Origin of the sequence: Pseudomonas sp. MPFS, assembly GCF_022537035.1 — a bacterium.
GTDB lineage: Bacteria > Pseudomonadota > Gammaproteobacteria > Pseudomonadales > Pseudomonadaceae > Aquipseudomonas > Aquipseudomonas sessilinigenes.
Map to the genome: position 1 here is coordinate 997,876 of NZ_CP066123.1, position 18,335 is coordinate 1,016,210.

General features: G+C 62.4%; 17 protein-coding genes. 6 read left to right on the forward strand and 11 right to left on the reverse strand.

Annotation, left to right across the window (positions count from 1 at the left end):
* Positions 1-40 precede the first annotated feature (40 nt).
* On the reverse strand, positions 41-2,314 hold the full coding sequence (locus I9018_RS04415) for a TonB-dependent siderophore receptor (RefSeq protein WP_241108826.1): 2,274 nt from the start codon (positions 2,312-2,314) through the stop codon (positions 41-43).
* 208 nt (positions 2,315-2,522) lie between these two features.
* Here I9018_RS04415 and I9018_RS04420 point away from each other — a divergent pair, with 208 nt between their 5' ends.
* From I9018_RS04420 to I9018_RS04435, 4 genes are read left to right on the forward strand one after another with little or no spacing between them, the layout of a single operon-like run.
* Positions 2,523-3,203, forward strand: a complete 681-nt coding sequence (locus I9018_RS04420) for a Fe2+-dependent dioxygenase (RefSeq protein ID WP_241108827.1) — start codon at positions 2,523-2,525, stop codon at positions 3,201-3,203.
* Positions 3,204-3,206: 3 nt separating this feature from the next.
* A complete protein-coding gene (locus I9018_RS04425) occupies positions 3,207-3,992 on the forward strand; it encodes a tetratricopeptide repeat protein (RefSeq protein WP_241108828.1) in 786 nt (261 codons plus the stop codon).
* Between the two features lie 54 nt (positions 3,993-4,046).
* A complete protein-coding gene (locus tag I9018_RS04430; protein WP_083236103.1) occupies positions 4,047-4,310 on the forward strand; it encodes a ribbon-helix-helix domain-containing protein in 264 nt (87 codons plus the stop codon).
* Positions 4,307-4,585 (forward strand): type II toxin-antitoxin system RelE/ParE family toxin, encoded by a 279-nt coding sequence (locus I9018_RS04435; protein ID WP_241108829.1) that lies wholly within the window; start codon positions 4,307-4,309, stop codon positions 4,583-4,585. Before I9018_RS04430 ends, I9018_RS04435 begins: the two co-directional genes overlap by 4 nt.
* A 77-nt stretch (positions 4,586-4,662) precedes the next feature.
* Here the strand turns inward: I9018_RS04435 and I9018_RS04440 are convergent, their stop codons facing one another.
* The 5 genes from I9018_RS04440 to I9018_RS04460 form a co-directional block, all read right to left on the reverse strand.
* Positions 4,663-5,826, reverse strand: coding sequence for a type III PLP-dependent enzyme (locus I9018_RS04440; RefSeq protein ID WP_068575730.1), 1,164 nt, complete (start codon positions 5,824-5,826; stop codon positions 4,663-4,665).
* 817 nt (positions 5,827-6,643) lie between these two features.
* Complete coding sequence (locus I9018_RS04445; RefSeq protein ID WP_241108830.1) at positions 6,644-7,801, reverse strand: ABC transporter ATP-binding protein; 1,158 nt, start codon at positions 7,799-7,801, stop codon at positions 6,644-6,646.
* Positions 7,798-8,466: an ABC transporter permease gene (locus I9018_RS04450; RefSeq protein WP_068575734.1), complete on the reverse strand. Its 669-nt coding sequence runs from the start codon at positions 8,464-8,466 to the stop codon at positions 7,798-7,800. Before I9018_RS04450 ends, I9018_RS04445 begins: the two co-directional genes overlap by 4 nt.
* 12 nt (positions 8,467-8,478) lie before the next feature.
* A complete protein-coding gene (locus tag I9018_RS04455) occupies positions 8,479-9,372 on the reverse strand; it encodes a glycine betaine ABC transporter substrate-binding protein (protein ID WP_241108831.1) in 894 nt (297 codons plus the stop codon).
* A 23-nt stretch (positions 9,373-9,395) separates the two neighbouring features.
* Complete coding sequence (locus I9018_RS04460; protein WP_241108832.1) at positions 9,396-10,112, reverse strand: ABC transporter permease; 717 nt, start codon at positions 10,110-10,112, stop codon at positions 9,396-9,398.
* A gap of 441 nt (positions 10,113-10,553) precedes the next feature.
* Here I9018_RS04460 and I9018_RS04465 point away from each other — a divergent pair, with 441 nt between their 5' ends.
* Complete coding sequence (locus I9018_RS04465) at positions 10,554-12,137, forward strand: peptide chain release factor 3 (RefSeq protein ID WP_022642288.1); 1,584 nt, start codon at positions 10,554-10,556, stop codon at positions 12,135-12,137.
* 235 nt (positions 12,138-12,372) lie between these two features.
* Positions 12,373-12,612, forward strand: a complete 240-nt coding sequence (locus I9018_RS04470) for a hypothetical protein (RefSeq protein ID WP_068575742.1) — start codon at positions 12,373-12,375, stop codon at positions 12,610-12,612.
* A gap of 105 nt (positions 12,613-12,717) precedes the next feature.
* Here the strand turns inward: I9018_RS04470 and I9018_RS04475 are convergent, their stop codons facing one another.
* The 5 genes from I9018_RS04475 to I9018_RS04495 form a co-directional block, all read right to left on the reverse strand.
* Positions 12,718-13,686: a peptide ABC transporter ATP-binding protein gene (locus I9018_RS04475; protein WP_068575744.1), complete on the reverse strand. Its 969-nt coding sequence runs from the start codon at positions 13,684-13,686 to the stop codon at positions 12,718-12,720.
* Positions 13,686-14,654, reverse strand: coding sequence for an ABC transporter ATP-binding protein (locus I9018_RS04480; protein WP_068575745.1), 969 nt, complete (start codon positions 14,652-14,654; stop codon positions 13,686-13,688). The genes I9018_RS04475 and I9018_RS04480 overlap by 1 nt, the downstream gene beginning before the upstream one ends.
* Before the next feature lie 10 nt (positions 14,655-14,664).
* Positions 14,665-15,576, reverse strand: a complete 912-nt coding sequence (locus I9018_RS04485) for an ABC transporter permease subunit (RefSeq protein WP_068575747.1) — start codon at positions 15,574-15,576, stop codon at positions 14,665-14,667.
* Between the two features lie 11 nt (positions 15,577-15,587).
* A complete protein-coding gene (locus I9018_RS04490) occupies positions 15,588-16,598 on the reverse strand; it encodes an ABC transporter permease subunit (RefSeq protein ID WP_241108833.1) in 1,011 nt (336 codons plus the stop codon).
* A gap of 72 nt (positions 16,599-16,670) precedes the next feature.
* Complete coding sequence (locus I9018_RS04495) at positions 16,671-18,266, reverse strand: ABC transporter substrate-binding protein (RefSeq protein ID WP_124345741.1); 1,596 nt, start codon at positions 18,264-18,266, stop codon at positions 16,671-16,673.
* Positions 18,267-18,335: the final 69 nt, after the last annotated feature.

Here is an 18,335-nt window from a genome sequence, read left to right on the forward strand (position 1 = left end):
TTGGGCACCTGTGGCCGGGACCACAGGGTGTTGCGATGGATCAGAAGTGGAAGTTGGCACTCATCAGGGCGGTACGGCCTGGGGCCTGGTTGGCGAAATGCGCCGCGTAGGCCTTGTCGTAGTAGGTCTTGTCCGTCAGGTTCTGCACGTTCAGTTGCAGGTCGACGTTCTTGGTCAGCTTGTAGCTGGCCATGGCGTCGTAGCGGGTGTAGGACGGTACATAGACAGTGTTCGCGGGGTCGCCATACACGTCGTCGACATAGAAGGCGCCGCCACCGACGGTGAACTTCGAGGTGACGTCGTAGGTTGTCCACAGGCTGAAGCTGTTCTTCGGCGTGTTGGGCATCTGGTTGCCTTTGTTCGAACCGGCGCTCACCACGCCGTTACGTCCGTTCAGGCCTGCATCCACCAGTTCGCTTTTCAAGTAGCTGTAACCGGCGAAGACCTGCCACTTGTCGGTGATCTTGCCGCTGGCGCCCAGTTCGATACCGTCGACGCGGGACTCACCAGCGTTCTGATAGGTCAGAGAGTCCACCAGGATGCGGGTGTTCTTTTTCTCGGTACGGAACACCGCGGCAGTCAGCGAGAGGCGGTTGTTGAGTACGTCCCACTTGGTGCCCAACTCGTAGTTGACTGTTTCCTCGGGTTTCAGGTCGCTGGTGGCCAGGCCTGCCGACAATGGGTTGTCGGCGGCGCCATCCAGTACACCACCGGCGGGGTTGGCCGAGGTGGCGTAGGAGGCGTAGATGCTGCCGTTATCAGCTGGTTTCCAAACCAGGCCGGCCTGCCAGTTCCAGAACTGGCTATCGCTTTTGAGTTTGGTCCGGCCGCTGGCGGCATTGGTGTTGGCTTCGGTGTCGAAGGTGTCGTAGCGCACACCCAGGTTCAACAGCCATTGCGGATCCAGCTCGATGGTATCGAAGGCATAGGCGGCACGGCTGGTGGCCTTGGTATTGGTGCCGTAGTAGTTGCGCGCGATGGAGCCGGTCCAGTCGTCATTCGGGTTTGGATTGCCCAGGGACGTACAGCTACCACCACTCGCCTTGCCAGGGGTGCAGGTGGGGTTGGAGTTGGGAGAAACGGTGTAGCTGCTGACCCGAGTTTCTTCGCCGGTGAACTCAAGACCGGTGGAGTAGTTGTGTTTGAAGCCCAGTGCATGGAATTCACCAAACAGATCGGTCTGGTTGGTGGTGGTTTCCGTGGTCGATACCCGGCTGTTGGCTCGACGCCAGACGGTGCCGTATTTGTTGACGTTGAACTTGCTGTCGTCCGGCTGGGTGAGGATGTAGTCCTGGCCGGTGTTGCCATGACGCAGGGTGTTTTTCAGCGTCATGTTGTCGTTCAGGTCATGCTCGATGGAGATAGTACTGATGTCAGCGCGGGTCTTGCGGAAGTCCCGATGCTTGAGACCATAGAAGTTGTTGCTGTCGCCGCCGTCAGTGGGTTTGTCGTGACCGTGGGCGGTGGCGGTTGCCGAGCTGTAGCCGTAGGGAATGCCCGAGTCCGGCAGGTCGTCGCTTTCCATATGGTAGTAGCTGAGGTTGACCCGGGTAGGGCTGCCCAGGCCGAAGGTCAGGGAAGGTGCGACACCCCAGCGGTCGTAGTTGATGGAATCACGACCCGCGACGTTCTGCTCGTGGCTCATCAGGTTCAGGCGGAACGCTGCGCCTTCGAGGAACTGGCGGTTGACGTCGAGGGTGTAGCGGCGAGTCTGGTCGGAACCGTAGGTGAAACCACCGTTGAGGAAGTCCTGCTGCTTGGGCAGCTTGCTCACCAGGTTCAGGCTGCCACCCGCCGAGCCGCGGCCACCGAACGAGGAGTTCGGGCCCTTGCTGACTTCCACCGATTCGATATCGAAGATTTCGCGGCTTTGGCCGCCAGCGTCACGCACGCCATCCAGGAAGGTGTCGCTCTGGGCATCAAAACCACGAATGAACGGGCGATCGCCCTGGGGGTTGCCACCTTCGCCAGCACCAAAGGTGATGCCGGGTACGGTGCGCAGCGCATCTTGCAATGAGGTCGCCGCCGTGTCCTTGAGAACTTGCTGGGGAATGACAGTCACCGAACGAGGAGTATCCACCAGCGGCGCGGTGTACTTCTGCGAGGAAGCCTTTTCCACCTGATAGGACGTCGCGTCCTGGGCTTCACCGGTGATGCTGGTGGCTTCCAGGGCAATCGCTCCCGAGGCTTTCTTGCCGGTGTCCTCGGCAGCCTGGACCATGTGCGCAGCAGAGCCGGCGGTGATGGCGACGCCGATGGCGGATGCCAGCAGGCGTGGCGAACTGACAGCGGATAGTGGTTGTTGGCGTGTCATGTTTTTTCCCCTCCCCGAGGATTTGAGGCCGCGGAATATAGGTGAAAGAAACATTCGTTATCAATTGCGAAACATTACTATTCGCAGTGAATTTACATTCTTTACAATTTCTCTTTACGGTTTTTGCGTTCTCGTTCGTCCCCGGCGTTTTACATGGGCAATAAGAATCAATACCATTGCCGGTCTTTCGCTTCCCAGGTACCTGGCCATGTTGCTGCACATTCCCGGCGTGTTCACCCGTGATGAAGTAGGGCGCATTCGCGAAGCCCTGGAGCAGGTGGATTGGGCCGATGGCAAGATCACCGCCGGTTACCAGTCGGCCAAGGCCAAGCACAACCTGCAACTGCCCGAGAGCCACCCGCTGGCCCGGGAGATCGGCGAGGCGATGCTCGAACGCCTCTGGCAGAACCCACTGTTCATGTCCGCCGCCTTGCCGCACAAGGTGTTCCCGCCACTGTTCAACTGCTACACCGCAGGGGGCAGTTTCGACTTCCATATCGACAATGCCGTACGCCAGCCCAAGGGCAGCGCCGAGCGGGTGCGCACCGACCTGTCCTCGACCCTGTTCTTCAGCGACCCGGAGGACTACGACGGCGGCGAGCTGGAGATCCAGGACACCTACGGCGTGCAGCGGGTCAAGCTGCCGGCTGGCGACCTGGTGCTGTACCCCGGCACCAGCCTGCACAAGGTCAACCCGGTGACCCGGGGTGCCCGCTACGCTTCGTTCTTCTGGACCCAGAGCCTGGTGCGCGAAGACAGCCAGCGGGCGCTGTTGTTCGAGATGGACGGGGCGATCCAGGAGCTGACCCGGGACCTGCCCGAACACCCCTCGCTGATCCGCCTGACCGGCACCTACCACAACCTGCTGCGTCGCTGGGTCGAGGTGTAGAGCGTGACTTTTCAACTACGCCGCGAGGAAAGCCTCGATGGCGGGCAACTGAGCGCCATGCTCGAAGAGAGCCCGGCCCGCGCGGCCCAGGCAATCCTGCTGGCTGCTGGCGAAGGCCTGGTGGATGCCCAGGCGCTGCTGGGGCAAATCCTCCTCGACGGCCGGGGTATCGAGCAGGACCAGGCCCTGGCCCTGCGCTGGTTCGGCATCGCCGCCCAGCGCGGCCACCTGATGGCGCGCAACATGCTCGGCCGCTGCCATGAACACGGCTGGGGCTGCCCGGCGGACGCCGGCATCGCCGCCGGGCATTACCACCAGGCCGCCACAGCCGGGCTGGACTGGGCCCTGTACAACTACGCCAACCTGCTGGCCACCGGTCGTGGCGTGGAGCAGAACCATGCCCAGGCCCTGGCCTGCTACCGCCGTGCGGCGCAGCTGGGCCATGCCAAGTCGATGAACCTGCTGGGGCGTTACCTGGAAGAGGGGCTGGTGTGCCCGGCCGATCCCGAAGCGGCGCGAGACTGGTATCGGCGTTCAGCCGAGGGTGGAGATTTCCGCGGACAGTTCAGCTATGCCGCGGTACTGGCCGATGCCGGGCGGATCGACGAGGCGGTGGATTGGCTGAAACAGGCCCTGGTGGGCGGCAATCTGAATTTCCTGCGAGTGGCTTGCGCCGAGTTGCTCAATGCCACGCATCCCGAGATTCGCCAACTGGCCCAGGCTTATCATCAGCGCGCCGCGCAATTGGGTGATGAACGGGATGCAGAGCGGCTTGCTGTGTTGGATTAAATCACTATGATTCAAAGCTAATCGCTTTTAATCATTCTGATGCAGGTCTGCCTCATGCCCGCGACAAAAGTACTGACCGCCCACATTCCCTTGGATCTGGCGGATAAGGTCGATCAACTGGCTTCTCGCCTGGAGCGCTCCCGTGCCTGGATCGTGAAGCAAGCATTGGTAGCCTGGGTTGACCAGGAAGAAGAGCGCCGCCGACTGACGCTTGAGGCCTTGGCAGATGTCGATGCTGGAAGGGTTGTCGATCATCAGTCCGTGCTGGCTTGGGCAGAGAGTCTGTCTGGCGACAACCCTCTGCCTTTACCAAAATGAGACAGCTGAAATGGACGAGCAAGGCGCTATCCGATCTGGCTCGGCTTTTTGAATTTCTCGCTCAGGTTAATCGCTCGGCTGCTGCTCGGACCGTGCAATCTCTCGTGCGGGCTCCAGATGCGCTGCTATCTAACCCTCGATTGGGAGAGCAGTTGGAGGAGTTCAAGCCGAAGGATGTTCGACGGTTGCTGGTGGGGCATTACGAGGTGCGTTATGAGATTCAAGGCATGGTCTTGTCCATCCTGCGTATTTGGCATATCCGGGAAGATCGTTGAGCCACTGAATCGCACGCATAAAAAAGCCCATGACAGGTCATGGGCTTTTTCTTGCCGCTTGTCGCTAGCAGCTGCCTTTAAACGTAGTAGGCCTTCAGCGGTGGGAAACCGTTGAACTCCACGGCGCTGTAGCTGGTGGTGTAGGCACCGGTGGACAGCCAGTACAGGCGGTCGCCGATGGCCAGGTTCAGCGGCAGGCCGTACTTGTAGTTCTCGTACATGATGTCGGCGCTGTCACAGGTAGGGCCTGCGATCACCACTTCTTCGGTCTCGCCTTTCTTCTCGGTCCAGATCGGGAACTTGATGGACTCGTCCATGGTTTCGATCAGGCCGGAGAACTTGCCCACGTCGGTGTAGATCCAGCGCTCCACCGCGGTACGCGACTTGCGGGCCACCAGGACCACTTCGCTGACCAGGATGCCGGCGTTGGCGATCAGTGAACGGCCCGGCTCGAGGATGATTTCCGGCAGGTCGTCACCGAAGTCTTCCTTGAGGAAGCGGATGATTTCCTCGGCGTAGGTTTCCAGGCTGTTGGTGCGGGTGATGTAGTTGGCCGGGAAGCCACCGCCCATGTTGATCAGCTTCAGTTCGATGCCGTCTTCTTCTTTAAGACGCTCGAAGATCACCTTGACCTTGGCGATGGCCGCGTCCCAGACGCTGATGTCGCGCTGCTGGGAGCCGACGTGGAACGACACGCCGTAAGGCACCAGGCCCAGGTCGCGGGCCAGGATCAGGAGGTCCATGGCCATGTCGGTCTGGCAGCCGAACTTGCGCGACAGCGGCCAGTCGGCGGTGGTGGAGCCTTCGGTGAGGATGCGCACGTAGACTTTGGAACCCGGGGCGGCCTTGGCGATGTTGCGCAGGTCGGCTTCGGAGTCGGTGGCATACAGGCGCACGCCCTTCTCATAGAAGTAGCGGATGTCCTTGGACTTCTTGATGGTGTTGCCGTAGCTGATATTGGCCGGGTTGACGCCGCGCCCCAGCACCTTGTCCAGCTCATAGATCGAGGCGATGTCGAAGCTCGAACCTTTTTCGTGCAGCAGGTCGATGATTTCCACGGCCGGGTTGGCCTTGACCGCGTAGTAGACCTTGGCGAACTCGAACCCGGCGCGCAGGTCGTCATAGGCCTGGGCGATCATCTGGGTATCGATCATCACGAACGGGGTTTCTTTCTGGTCGGCGAACGCCTTCATTTTCTGAAAGGTTTCGCGCGCGAAATAGTCTTCGACGTTAATCGACATGCGTGGAAGCTCCTGATGGCAAACGTTGGTAATCAATGGGTGGCAGGCAATGCCAGGGTCGACACCGCCTTGTGAACGTCCTCCGTATCCCCACTTTGGTTCGCCTACTTCCCAAGGCATTGCCGCCGAAAGCAAAAAGGCCATGCAGATCGCTTAAGAGCTGCTGCGCTTGGCAATACTGCGTTGGGAAGAGGCTCAGAATGCTCATTTACAGCTGTAAACTCCGCTTCTTCGCCTCTTCCCGCCTGGTATTGCCTGCGCTCGCTACGCTCTCAAGCGATCTGGGAATATTGCCCTTGGCCTTGCTGTCTCGTCGTCAGTACTTGAGCCGGATGGATCGTTTCCAGCATGGACGTTCGGCGCGAACTTTAGGCGGTGAGGGGGCTTAGATCAACAAAAAATGTCGCGTTTTTGCACTTGTCTGACGTGCGTCGCAGACGCCTCTCTTTGTAGCCGACACAGATGACGGACAGATGTTCCCGAAGAATTCCCAGGTGTTAAAAATACCTGCACGTTCGACTCTTTTGCCTGCCAAGTGGCTGGTAAGTATGAAGGCGTCAACATCGGCGACGTTAGCGGCGAGAGGGCGGTGCAAGGGGGATTTTGACTGTTTCGCAACCGCTCGCTGGAGGGCTGCCATAGGCGCGAGTGTTGATATTTTTTTTCGGCACGTGGGAGCGCCAAAAATAGGTTGGCGAGGGTGCTGGTTTTCGCTGGACCGCGCAGCGGTTCCCTTCCTTTATGAAAAGAAGGGTCGCTGCATGGTCCAGCGCGAGCAGGCCACCGCGCCATAGGGGCGCTGTTGGTTGTTTATTGATCAGGAGGCCGCTATTTCAGCCGGCGAGACGATATGGGTCTTCATCCCCCGGGAGCGGCCCGAGCTGAGGTAGGCGGCAATGGATTCCTGGGTCACTTCGCCGAGGAACACCCGCTCGGCGTCCATCACCGGCAGCCACGAGCGGTTGAACTCGTACATGCGTGACAGAAGAATCCGTAGATGCTCGTCGTAGACGGCGGTGGCATTGAATTCCCGCAGGAATTGGCCGCAGGTGCCGTTCTGACGGTGCAGGTCACGGCGTCGTACATAACCCAAGGCTTTGTTCTCGGTGCAGGTCACCACCACGTAGCGTCGGTCGTGCTCGTCCATCAGCTCCAGGGCCTCGGCCACCGGGGTGTCCGGGCTCACCGACGGCGCGTTGTCGGCCGCGTCCTCGGCCTTGACCAGCAGCAGGCGCTTGAGGGTGCTGTCCTGGCCGACGAAGTGGCTGACGAAGTCGTCCGCCGGGTGGGCCAGCAGGGTATCCGGGTGGTCGATCTGCAGCAGTTTGCCGGCGCGGAAGATGGCGATCTTGTCCCCCAGCTTGATGGCCTCGTCGATGTCGTGGCTGACCATGATCACGGTCTTGTTCAGTGCCCGCTGCATCTCGAAGAACTCGTTCTGGATCATCTCGCGGTTGATCGGGTCCACTGCACCGAAAGGCTCGTCCATCAGCAGCAGCGGAGCCTCGGCGGCCAGGGCGCGGATCACCCCGATCCGCTGTTGCTGGCCGCCAGACAGCTCGCGTGGGTAGCGATGCAGGTACTGCTTGGGTTCGAGCTTGATCATGCTCATCAGCTCGCGGGCGCGGTCGTGGCACTTCTGCTTGTCCCAGCCCAGCAGGCGTGGCACCACGGTGATGTTTTCCTCGATGGTCATGTTGGGAAACAGGCCGATCTGCTGGATCACGTAGCCGATGTTGCGGCGCAAGGTCACTTCGTCCAGGCCGGTGGTGTCCTCGCCGTTGATCAGCACCTTGCCCGAGGTGGGCATGATCAGGCGGTTGATCATCTTCAGCGTAGTGCTCTTGCCGCAGCCGGAGGGGCCGAGGAATACGCAGATCTCGCCTTCGTTGACGGTCAGGCTGACCGAGTCGACGGCTTTGACATCCTTGCCGTTGCTGCGAAAGGTCTTGCTCAGGTTCTGTAGTTCGATCATTTCAGGGCTCCTAGTGGGCTCAATCCTTTTGGCGTCAGCGAACGTTGCAGCCATTGCAGAAGCAGGTCGGCAAAGATGGCCAGGAGGCTGACCAGCACGGCGCCGACGATCAGCATCGACATGTCGCTGCGGCTGATGGAGGCCAGGATCAGCACCCCCAGGCCGCCGGCGCCGATGGTGGCGGCGATGGTCATGACGCCGATGTTCATCACCACCGCGGTGCGTACTCCGGCGAGGATCACCGGCACCGCGATGGGCAGCTCGACCATGCGCAGGCGCTGGCCGAAGGTCATGCCGATGCCCCGGGCGGCCTCGCGGATGCCCGGTTCGACGCCGGTCAGCGCCAGGTAGGTGTTGCGCATGATCGGCAACAGGGAATAAAGGAACACGGCGGTGATCGCCGGCAGCGGCCCCAGGCCCTGGCCGAACGTGGAGTAGAACGGCAGCAGCAGGCCGAACAGGGCGATGGACGGGATGGTCAGCAACACCGTGGCGCTGGCCTGCAAGGGCCCGGCGAGGCTGGGAAAGCGGGTCATCAGCACGCCCAGGGGCACGCCAAAGACGATGGCCAGGGTGACGGCGATGCCCACCAGGGTGATGTGTTGCCAGGTCAGGTGCAGCACCTGGGCCCAATCGAGATGGGAAAAGGCGTTCAAGAATTCCATGTCTTCTCCTCTTTAGTTGATCGGGTGCTGGCGCAGGAAATCTGCGGCCACGGCGGAGGGGCTTTCATGGTCGACGTCGACCCGCGCGTTCAGCTGGCGCATGGTTTCGTCGTCGAACAGCGCCGCCAGCGGCTCCAGTTCGGCGGCCAGTTGCGGGTGAGCTTCGAGGTAGGCCTGGCGCACCACGGGAGCGGCGGTGTAGTCCGGGAAGTAGTGCTTGTCGTCCTCCAGCAATTTGAGCTTGAAGGCGCTAAGACGCCCGTCGGTGGTGTAGACCAGGCCGGCAAACACCTGGCCATTGCGCAAGGCGGTGTAGACCAGGCCGGCGTCCATCTGCCGGGTGTTCTTGCGGGTCAGGGCCATGTCATACAGCTTGACCATCCCGGCCATGCCGTCGGAACGGTTGGCGAACTCGGTGTCCAGGGCTACCAGGCGGTTTTCCCGGGTGTTTTCGGCCAGGGCCCGGGTCAGGTCGCTGATGCTGTTGATTTGTGGATGTTCCTTGGCCACGTTTTCCGGCAGCGCCAGGGCATAGGTGTTGCTGAACTTGGACGGCGACAACCAGACCAGGCCTTTTTTCGCGTCGAGTGCTTTCACCCGGGCGTACGACTGCTGCTTGTCGAGCTTTTCGTCGATGTGGTTGTAGGCCACCAGCGACACCCCGGTGTATTCCCAGATCAGGTCCAGCTGGCCGCTTTCCTGGGCACTGCGGGCCAGGTTGCTGCCCAGGCCGCCGGTGACCCGGGTGTCGTAGCCCTTGCTGCGCAGGTACTGGGAGGTGATTTCCGCCAGCAGGGTCTGTTCGGTGAAGACCCGGGCGCCGATGCGGATCAGCGGTTTTTCCGCGGCGTGGGCCAGGCTGGCAAACAGCAGGACGCAGCCGAGTAACAGGCTTGTTTTCTTCATGTTCACTCCAAGGCTCGTGCTGGTCAGGACGGACGCAGGCCGCGTTCCAGCCAGAGGCGGCTGGCCAGGGTCACCAGGCCGTCCAGAAGCAGCGCCAGCAGCGCGGTGCAGGCGGCGCCGAGCAGCAGTTGCGGCTGGTTGTTCAGGGCGATGCCGGGGAAGATCAGGCTGCCCAGGCTGTTGGCGCCGATCAGGAAAGCCAGGGGCGCGGTGCCGACGTTGATCGCCAGGGCTACCCGCACGCCGCCGACGATGATCGGCACGGCATTGGGCAATTCGACTTTCCACAGCACCTGGCGCGGGGTCATGCCGATGCCGATAGCGGCTTCCTTGAGCGAGCCCTGGACGTTCTTCAGGCCTTCATAGGTATTGCGCACGATGGGCAGGAGGGAGGCGAGGAACAGGGCGAAGATCGCCGGTCCGCTGCCGATGCCGAGGACCCCGAGGGCGATGGCCAGGACGGCCAGGGGAGGCACGGTGTTACCGATGTTGAACACTTGCATGAAGCGCTCGGCGCGCCTGGCCATGGCAGGGCGGCTGAGGAGGATGCCGGCGGGAATGCCGACCAGCAGGGCGGCGCACATGGACGCCAGGACCAGGAACAGATGAGCTTGCAGGTAGAACAGTAGATCGTCGCGGTAGTGTTCGATCGTCTTGATGCCGATCCAGTGGACCAGCAGGGCCAGGAGGGCAATGACCGCAACCCCTCCTATCAGCCCTTTGCCATAGCGAATAGCCACGGGCGGACTCCTTCTTCTTATCGGTCGGCGGGCGCTTTCCCCTGTGGCAGGGCCGTGGCCGACTGCCGGGAAAATCCCCGCGAAAAGCAGTTCGTCGAGTGCCGGCAGGGCGGCGGCGAACGAACCATGAGCGCAGCTTCGTCAAGCTAACTTGCTGATATTCCAGGCATCTGATGAGCACCTGGCAGGGAAGTGGACGTCTCCACCTTTTAAAAGGTTCCATAGTTAACGGCGTTTGGCCACCCTTGTGGCCGCTACCTTGCGGCGCGAGGCGGTGATCCAGGGGAGGGATGGCCGGGTTGCGGGCGCTGCGCGCCGGGTCGCAGTCTGCGCTAGCGCTAGACAGCGGCTACAGGGGGGGGCGGGGCTGAACGGTGGTTCGGGGAGTGTGCTTTGCGCTATACTCGCCGCCCTTTTTTGATCACCGCCAGGCGATTTCCCATGACCCAACAGGCCGCCGAAGTCGCGAAACGCCGCACTTTCGCCATTATTTCCCACCCGGATGCGGGTAAGACCACCATCACCGAAAAGCTGTTGCTGATGGGCAAGGCCATTGCGGTGGCGGGTACCGTCAAGTCGCGTAAGTCCGACCGCCACGCCACCTCCGACTGGATGGAGATGGAGAAGCAGCGCGGCATTTCCATCACGACGTCGGTCATGCAGTTCCCCTATCGCGAACACATGATCAACCTGCTGGACACCCCCGGCCACGAAGACTTCTCGGAAGACACCTACCGCACCCTGACCGCGGTGGACTCGGCGCTGATGGTGCTCGACGGCGGTAAGGGCGTAGAGCCGCGGACCATTGCCCTGATGGACGTCTGCCGCCTGCGGGATACGCCGATCGTCAGCTTCATCAACAAGCTGGACCGCGACATCCGCGACCCGATCGAACTGCTGGACGAAATCGAGGCGGTACTGAAGATCAAGGCCGCGCCGATTACCTGGCCGATCGGTTGCTACCGCGACTTCAAGGGCGTGTACCACCTGGCGGGCGACTACATCATCGTCTACACCCCGGGCCACGGCCACGAGCGCACCGAGACCAAGATCATCGAGAAGCTCGACTCCGCCGAAGCCCGTGCCCACCTGGGCGACGAGTACGAGCGTTTCCTCGAGCAGCTGGAACTGGTGCAGGGCGCCTGCCACGAGTTCGACCAGCAGGAGTTCCTCGACGGCCACCTGACCCCGGTGTTCTTCGGCACCGCCCTGGGCAACTTCGGGGTCGACCATGTGCTCGACGCCGTAGTGGACTGGGCCCCGCTGCCGCTGCCACGGGCGGCCAACGAGCGCAGCGTGGCGCCCCAGGAAGAGAAGTTCTCGGGCTTTGTGTTCAAGATCCAGGCGAACATGGACCCCAAGCACCGCGACCGCATCGCCTTCATGCGCATCTGCTCGGGCAAGTACGAGAAGGGCATGAAGATGCGCCACGTGCGCACCGGCAAGGACGTGCGCATCGGCGACGCCCTGACCTTCTTCTCCTCCGAGCGTGAGCAACTGGAAGAAGCCTATGCCGGCGACATCATCGGCCTGCACAACCACGGCACCATCCAGATCGGCGACACCTTCACCGAAGGCGAGGCCCTGGGTTTCACCGGTATCCCGCACTTCGCCCCGGAACTGTTCCGCCGTGTGCGCCTGAAGGACCCGCTCAAGTCCAAGCAACTGCGCCAGGGCCTGCAACAGCTGGCCGAAGAGGGTGCGACCCAGGTGTTCTTCCCCGAGCGCAGCAACGACATCATCCTCGGCGCCGTCGGTGTGCTGCAGTTCGATGTGGTGGCCAGCCGCCTGAAGGAGGAATACAAGGTCGAATGCGCCTACGAGCCGATCACCGTGTGGTCCGCTCGCTGGATCAGCTGCGACGACAAGAAGAAGCTGGAGGAGTTTTCCAACAAGGCGGTGGAAAACCTGGCGCTGGACGGCGGCGGTCACCTGACCTACCTGGCGCCGACCCGGGTCAACCTGGCGCTGATGGAAGAGCGCTGGCCGGACGTGAAATTCCGCGCGACCCGCGAACACCACTAAGTTCGCCTGCCACACCCCAAGCCCCGCGGTGCAGACCGCGGGGCTTTTTTGTGCCTGCTGGCAAGCTCATGGCACCCCTCACCGTTAGTCGGGCGGGGGCTCCTGGCGAGGGGATCGATAGCTGGCTATCTGGAAAGTCCCGGGTATCGCGACTAGGTTTCAGGTTGTGCTGTGGCCGTTGCAAGGCACGGTTTGCAGCCTTCGATGATTCACCTTTGAAGGGATGGAATCGGCTATGAGAATTTTTCAACGCGTGGTGTTGCTGATCAAAGTGCTGGTGCTGCTATCGCTGGGCATGTCGGCGGCCTGGGCCAACAACCTGTTGCAGGTCAAGGAGCCCGGATACTCGTCGAGCCAGGGCACGCCCGTGCAGATGCTGGCCAAGTCCGAGTCGGAGCCGGGGGATGAAGGGCAGGGCGGCAGCTCGGGCGATGACGACCAGACCACCGACGACGGCGAGCCTGACCAGGGCTGAAAAAAAGCCCCTCGCAACGGATCGATGCGCAATCCGTCGGGAGGGGCCGGTGCAACAAGGTTCAGGCGCTCCCGCAGGTTCCGGGGGGCGCCTTTTTCATGCTCGTTACAAGAACTGCTCGGCGTAGTGGCAGGCCACCTGGCGGCTGTCGAGCTGGCGCAAGGCCGGCTCTTCGGTGCTGCAACGCTCGGTGGCGTACGGGCAGCGCTTGTGGAAGGCGCAGCCGGGCGGCGGGTTCAGAGGGTTGGGCAGCTCGCCGGCGATCTTGATCTTCGGCTTGTCCGGGTCCGGATGGATGGCCGGGGTGGCCGAGAGCAGGGCCTGGGTGTAGGGGTGCAGGGGACGGGTGTAGATGTCCTCCTTGGGGCCCATTTCCACTGGCCGGCCCAGGTACATCACCAGCACCTGGTCAGCGACGTGGCGCACCACCGCCAGGTTGTGCGAGATGAACACGTAGGCAGTATTGAATTCCTGCTGCAGGTCCATGAACAGGTTCAGCACCTGGGCCTGGATCGATACGTCCAGGGCCGAGGTCGGTTCATCCGCCACCAGCACTTTGGGTTGCAGCATCATCGCCCGGGCCAGGGCGATACGCTGGCGCTGGCCGCCGGAGAACATATGCGGGTAGCGCTGGTAATGCTCGGGGCGCAGGCCCACCTGCTTCATCATCGCCTGGACTTTCTCGCGGCGCTCGGTGGCCGACAGCTTGGTGTTGATCAGCAATGGCTCGGCCAGCTGGTCACCGATCTTCTGCCGTGGGTTGAGCGAGGCGTAGGGGCTCTGGAACACCATCTGCACGTCGCGGCGCAGTTGCTTGCGCTGCTCCTTGGTGGCGCCCTTGACCTCATGGCCGGCGATCTGCAGCGAGCCCGAAGATGGCTCCTCGATCAGGGTCAGGGCCCGGGCCAGGGTGGACTTGCCGCAACCGGATTCGCCCACCACGGCCAGGGTCTTGCCGGCCTCGAGTTCGAAGGACACGCCATTGAGTGCGCGAACGGTGGCGTGGCCCTTGAACAGGCCCCGGGACACTTCGTAGTGACGGGTCAGGTCGCGGGCGGTTAGAACGACGGCCATCACGCCACCTCCTGGTTCAGCGGGTAGAAGCAGCGCACCAGGCTGGCGGCTTGCGGATCGAGACTAGGCCGCTGCTGGCGGCAGTTTTCCTGGACGTAGGGGCAGCGTGGCGACAGCAGGCAGCCTTGGGGCCGGTCGTAGCGACCGGGAACGATGCCCGGCAGGGTCGAGAGCCGCGAGGCGCCCAGGCTGTGCTCGGGAATCGCCGCCAGCAGGGCTTCGCTGTAAGGGTGCGCGGGGATGTCGAACAGCTCCGGCACCTTGCCCACTTCCACCGTCTGGCCGGCGTACATCACGCAGACGCGCTGGGCGGTCTCGGCCACCACGGCCAGGTCGTGGGTGATCAGCACCAGGCCCATGTTCTGCTCTTTCTGCAGGCTCAGCAGCAGGTCCATGATCTGTGCCTGGATGGTCACGTCCAGGGCGGTGGTGGGTTCGTCGGCGATCAGCAGCTTGGGTTCGCCGGCGATGGCCATGGCGATTGCCACGCGCTGGCTCATGCCCCCGGACAGCTGGTGCGGGTAGGCGTCCATGCGGCTGGCGGCGCCGGGGATCTCGACCTTCTCCAACAGTTCGATGGCGCGCTTGCGGGCGGCCTTGCCGGACATCTTCAGGTGCAGGCGCAGCACTTCCTCGATCTGGAAGCCCACGGTGTAGCTGGGGTTCAGCGCGGTCATCGGGTCCTGGAAGACCATGGCCAGGTCCTTGCCGACGATCTGCCGGCGCTGGCGGGCGCTGAGCTTGAGCATGTCCTTGCCGTCGAAGTTCATGGCGTCGGCGGTGACGATGCCGGGGTGCTCGATCAGGCCCATCAGGGCCATCATGGTCACCGACTTGCCGGAGCCGGACTCGCCGACGATGGCCAGTACTTCGCCCTTATCGACCTTGAGGTCCAGGCCGTCCACCACGGGAACAGCCTTGGCGTCGCCAAAACGGACATTGAGATTCTTGATTTCTAACAGTGACATGGGAATCTCCTCAGGCGGCATTCTTGAGTTTCGGGTCCAGCGCATCGCGCAGGCCGTCGCCCATCAGGTTGATTGCCAGCACGCTGAGCAAAATGGTCAGGCCGGGCAGGCTCACTACCCACCAGGCGCGTTCGATGTAGTCGCGGGCCGAGGCCAGCATGGTGCCCCACTCAGGGGTAGGCGGCTGCACGCCGAGGCCGAGGAAGCCCAGGGCGGCGGCGTCGAGGATCGCCGAAGAGAAGCTCAAGGTGGCCTGGACGATCAGTGGTGCCATGCAGTTGGGCAGCACGGTGATGAACATCAGGCGCGGCAGGCCGGCACCGGCCAGGCGTGCGGCGGTCACGTAGTCGCGGTTGAGTTCGCCCATCACCGCGGCGCGGGTCAGGCGCACGTAGGACGGCAGCGAGACCACGGCAATGGCGATCACGGTGTTGATCAGGCCTGGGCCGAGGATGGCGACGATGGCCACGGCCAGCAGCAGCGAAGGCAGGGCCAGCATGATGTCCATCAGGCGCATGATGCTTGGGCCCAGCAGGCGCGGGAAGAAGCCGGCGAACAGGCCCAGCAGGATCCCCGGGATCAGCGACATCACCACCGACGACAGGCCGATCAGCAGCGACAGGCGCGAACCCTGGATCAGGCGCGAGAGCAGGTCGCGGCCCAGCTCGTCGGTGCCCAGTAGGAACTGCAACTGCCCGCCTTCGAGCCAGGCCGGTGGGGTCAGCAGGAAGTCGCGGTATTGCTCGCTGGGGTCATGGGGGGCCACCCAGGGTGCGAAGATCGCGCAGAACACGATCAGCAGCATGAACATCAGGCCGGCGACGGCGCCCTTGTTGTGGGAGAAGTGTTGCCAGAATTCTTTGTAGACGGACGGATAGAGCAGGCTTTGATCGACTGCTACCGAGGAAGTTGGAGTACTCATGTGTCTTGGCCTCAGCGCTGATGACGGATGCGTGGGTTGGCAAAGCCGTAGAGGATGTCCACCACGAAGTTGACCATGATCACCAGGCAGGCGATCAACAGGATGCCGTTCTGCACCACGGGATAGTCCCGGGCGCCGATGGCTTCGATCAGCCATTTACCGATGCCGGGCCAGGAAAAGATGGTTTCGGTCAGGACCGCACCGGCCAGCAGGGTGCCGACTTGCAGGCCGACCACGGTCAGTACCGGGATCAGCGCGTTGCGCAGGCCATGGACGAAGACCACCCGGTTGGGCGACAGGCCCTTGGCCTTGGCGGTACGGATGTAGTCCTCGCGCAGCACTTCGAGCATCGAGGAGCGGGTCATCCGCGCGATCACCGCCAGGGGGATGGTACCCAGCACGATGGAAGGCAGGATCAGGTGCTTCAGTGCGTCGAAGAAGGCACTGGTGTCGCCGGCCAGCAGGGTGTCGACCAGCATGAAGCCGGTCTTGGGCTCGATGTCGTAGAGCAGGTCGATACGTCCGGAAACCGGGGTCCAGCCCAGGCTCACCGAGAAGAACATGATCAGGATCAGGCCCCACCAGAAGATCGGCATCGAGTAGCCGGCGAGGGAAATCCCCATCACCCCGTGGTCGAACAGCGAGCCGCGCCTGAGGGCGGCGATGACCCCGGCCAGCAGGCCGATGACGCCGGCGAACAGCAGGGCGGACATGGCCAGCTCCAGGGTCGCGGGGAACAGCGAGGAGAACTCGCTCCATACGCTGGTACGGGTACGCAGGGATTCGCCCAGGTCACCGTAGGCCAGCTTGCCGATGTAGTCCAGGTACTGGGCGTACAGCGGTTTGTTCAATCCAAGGCGTTCCATTGCCTGGGCATGCATCTCGGGGTCGACCCGACGTTCGCCCATCATGACTTCCACGGGATCGCCGGGGATCATGCGTATCAAGGCGAATGTCAGCAAGGTGATGCCGAAAAATGTGGGGATCAGCAACCCCACACGGCGGGCAATAAAACTAAACATCTTCTGAAGTACCTCAGTCAGCCGGTTAGGCGTTTCCGCCGCCCCTGGGTCAGGGACGGCGGGCGTTTCTTATTACTTCACCTGGGTGGTAGCGAAGTTATTGGTGGTCAGGGGGCTCTGGTGATACCCCTCGACGTTCTTGCGCATGGCGGTGAACATTTTCGGATAGGCCATGGGGATCCAGGGTTGATCCTGCTCAAAGACCAGCAGGGCCTTTTCATAGAGTTCGGCGCGCTTGGCCGAGTCGGCGTCGGAGCGAGCCTGGTCGATCAGGTCCTGGAAGGTCTTGTTGCACCAGCGGGCATAGTTTTCGCCGTTTTTCGCCGCGTCACAACTCAGGTTCGGCGTCAGGAAGTTATCCGGGTCACCGTTATCCCCGGCCCAGCCGGCCGAGACCATGTCGTGCTCGCCGTTCTTGGCGCGCTTGAGCATCTCGCCCCATTCCATCACGCGAATATCCAGCTTCAGGCCGATCTTGGCCAGGTCGGCCTGCATCATCTGGGCCCCGAGCAGCGGGTTGGGGTTGGTCGGGCCGCCGCCGTTGCGGGTGAACAGGGTGATCACGGTGCCTTCGGGCACGCCGGCTTCCTTGAGCAGGGCGCGGGCCTTGTCCAGGTCCCGTGGCGGGTTCTTCAGGCTGGTGTTGAAGCCCAGCAGGGTCGGTGGGTACGGGCCGGTGCCGACCAGGGCGTTGCCCGGGCCATACAGGCTGTTGACGTAGGCTTCCTTGTCGAAGGCGATATTGATCGCCTTGCGTACCCGCACGTCGCTCATGTACTTGCGGGTGGTGTTCATGGCGATGTAGCCGGTGGTCATGGCCGCCAGCTCATGCACCTGCAGGTTCGGGTCGGCCTTGATGCTGGGGATGTCATCGGGCTTGGGATACAGGGCGACCTGGCACTCGTTGGCCTTGAGCTTTTGCAGGCGCACGTTGTTGTCGGTGGTGATCGCCAGGATCAGTGTTTCGGCTGGAGGCTTGCCGCGGAAGTAGTCCGGGTTGGCCTTGAAGCGCACCTGGGCGTCCTTGGCATAGCGGGTGAAGATGAACGGACCGGTGCCGATCGGCTTGCTGTTGAGCTCAGAGGTCTTGCCTTCCTTGAGCAGCTTGTCGGCGTATTCGGCCGGGAAGATCGAGGAGAAGGCCATGGCCACGTCGGCCAGGAACGGAGCTTCGCGGCGGGTCAGTGTGAAGACCACGGTGTGGTCGTCGACTTTCTCTACGCTCTTGAGCAGTTCCTTGAAGCCCATGCTTTCGAAATAGGGGAAACCCACGCTGGACTTGTCATGCCAGGGGTGTTTCGGGTCCAACTGGCGCTGGAAACTCCAGAGCACGTCGTCGGCGTTCAGGTCGCGGGTCGGGGTGAAGTAGTCGGTGCTGTGGAACTTGACGCCCTTGCGCAGGTGGAAGGTGTATTGCAAGCCGTCTGGGCTGATGTCCCAGGATTCGGCCAGGGCTGGCTCGATGTCCGTGGTCCCCGGCTTGAAGTCCACCAGCCGGTTGAAAATGGTTTCCGCCACTGCGTCGGCAGTGACCGCGGTCGTGTACTGGACCATATCGAAACCTTCCGGGCTGGCTTCGGTACAGACCACCAAGGGTTTGGCCGCGGCGCTTATGGCGACGCTCAACAATGCGGCGCTCAAGGCCGCTTTCATGGGAAGCATTTTCATCATGGACCCCCTGCAAAGGAATGAACCAGAGTAGCTTGAACGGCGGATTCGTCATGAACCCGCCCTTCA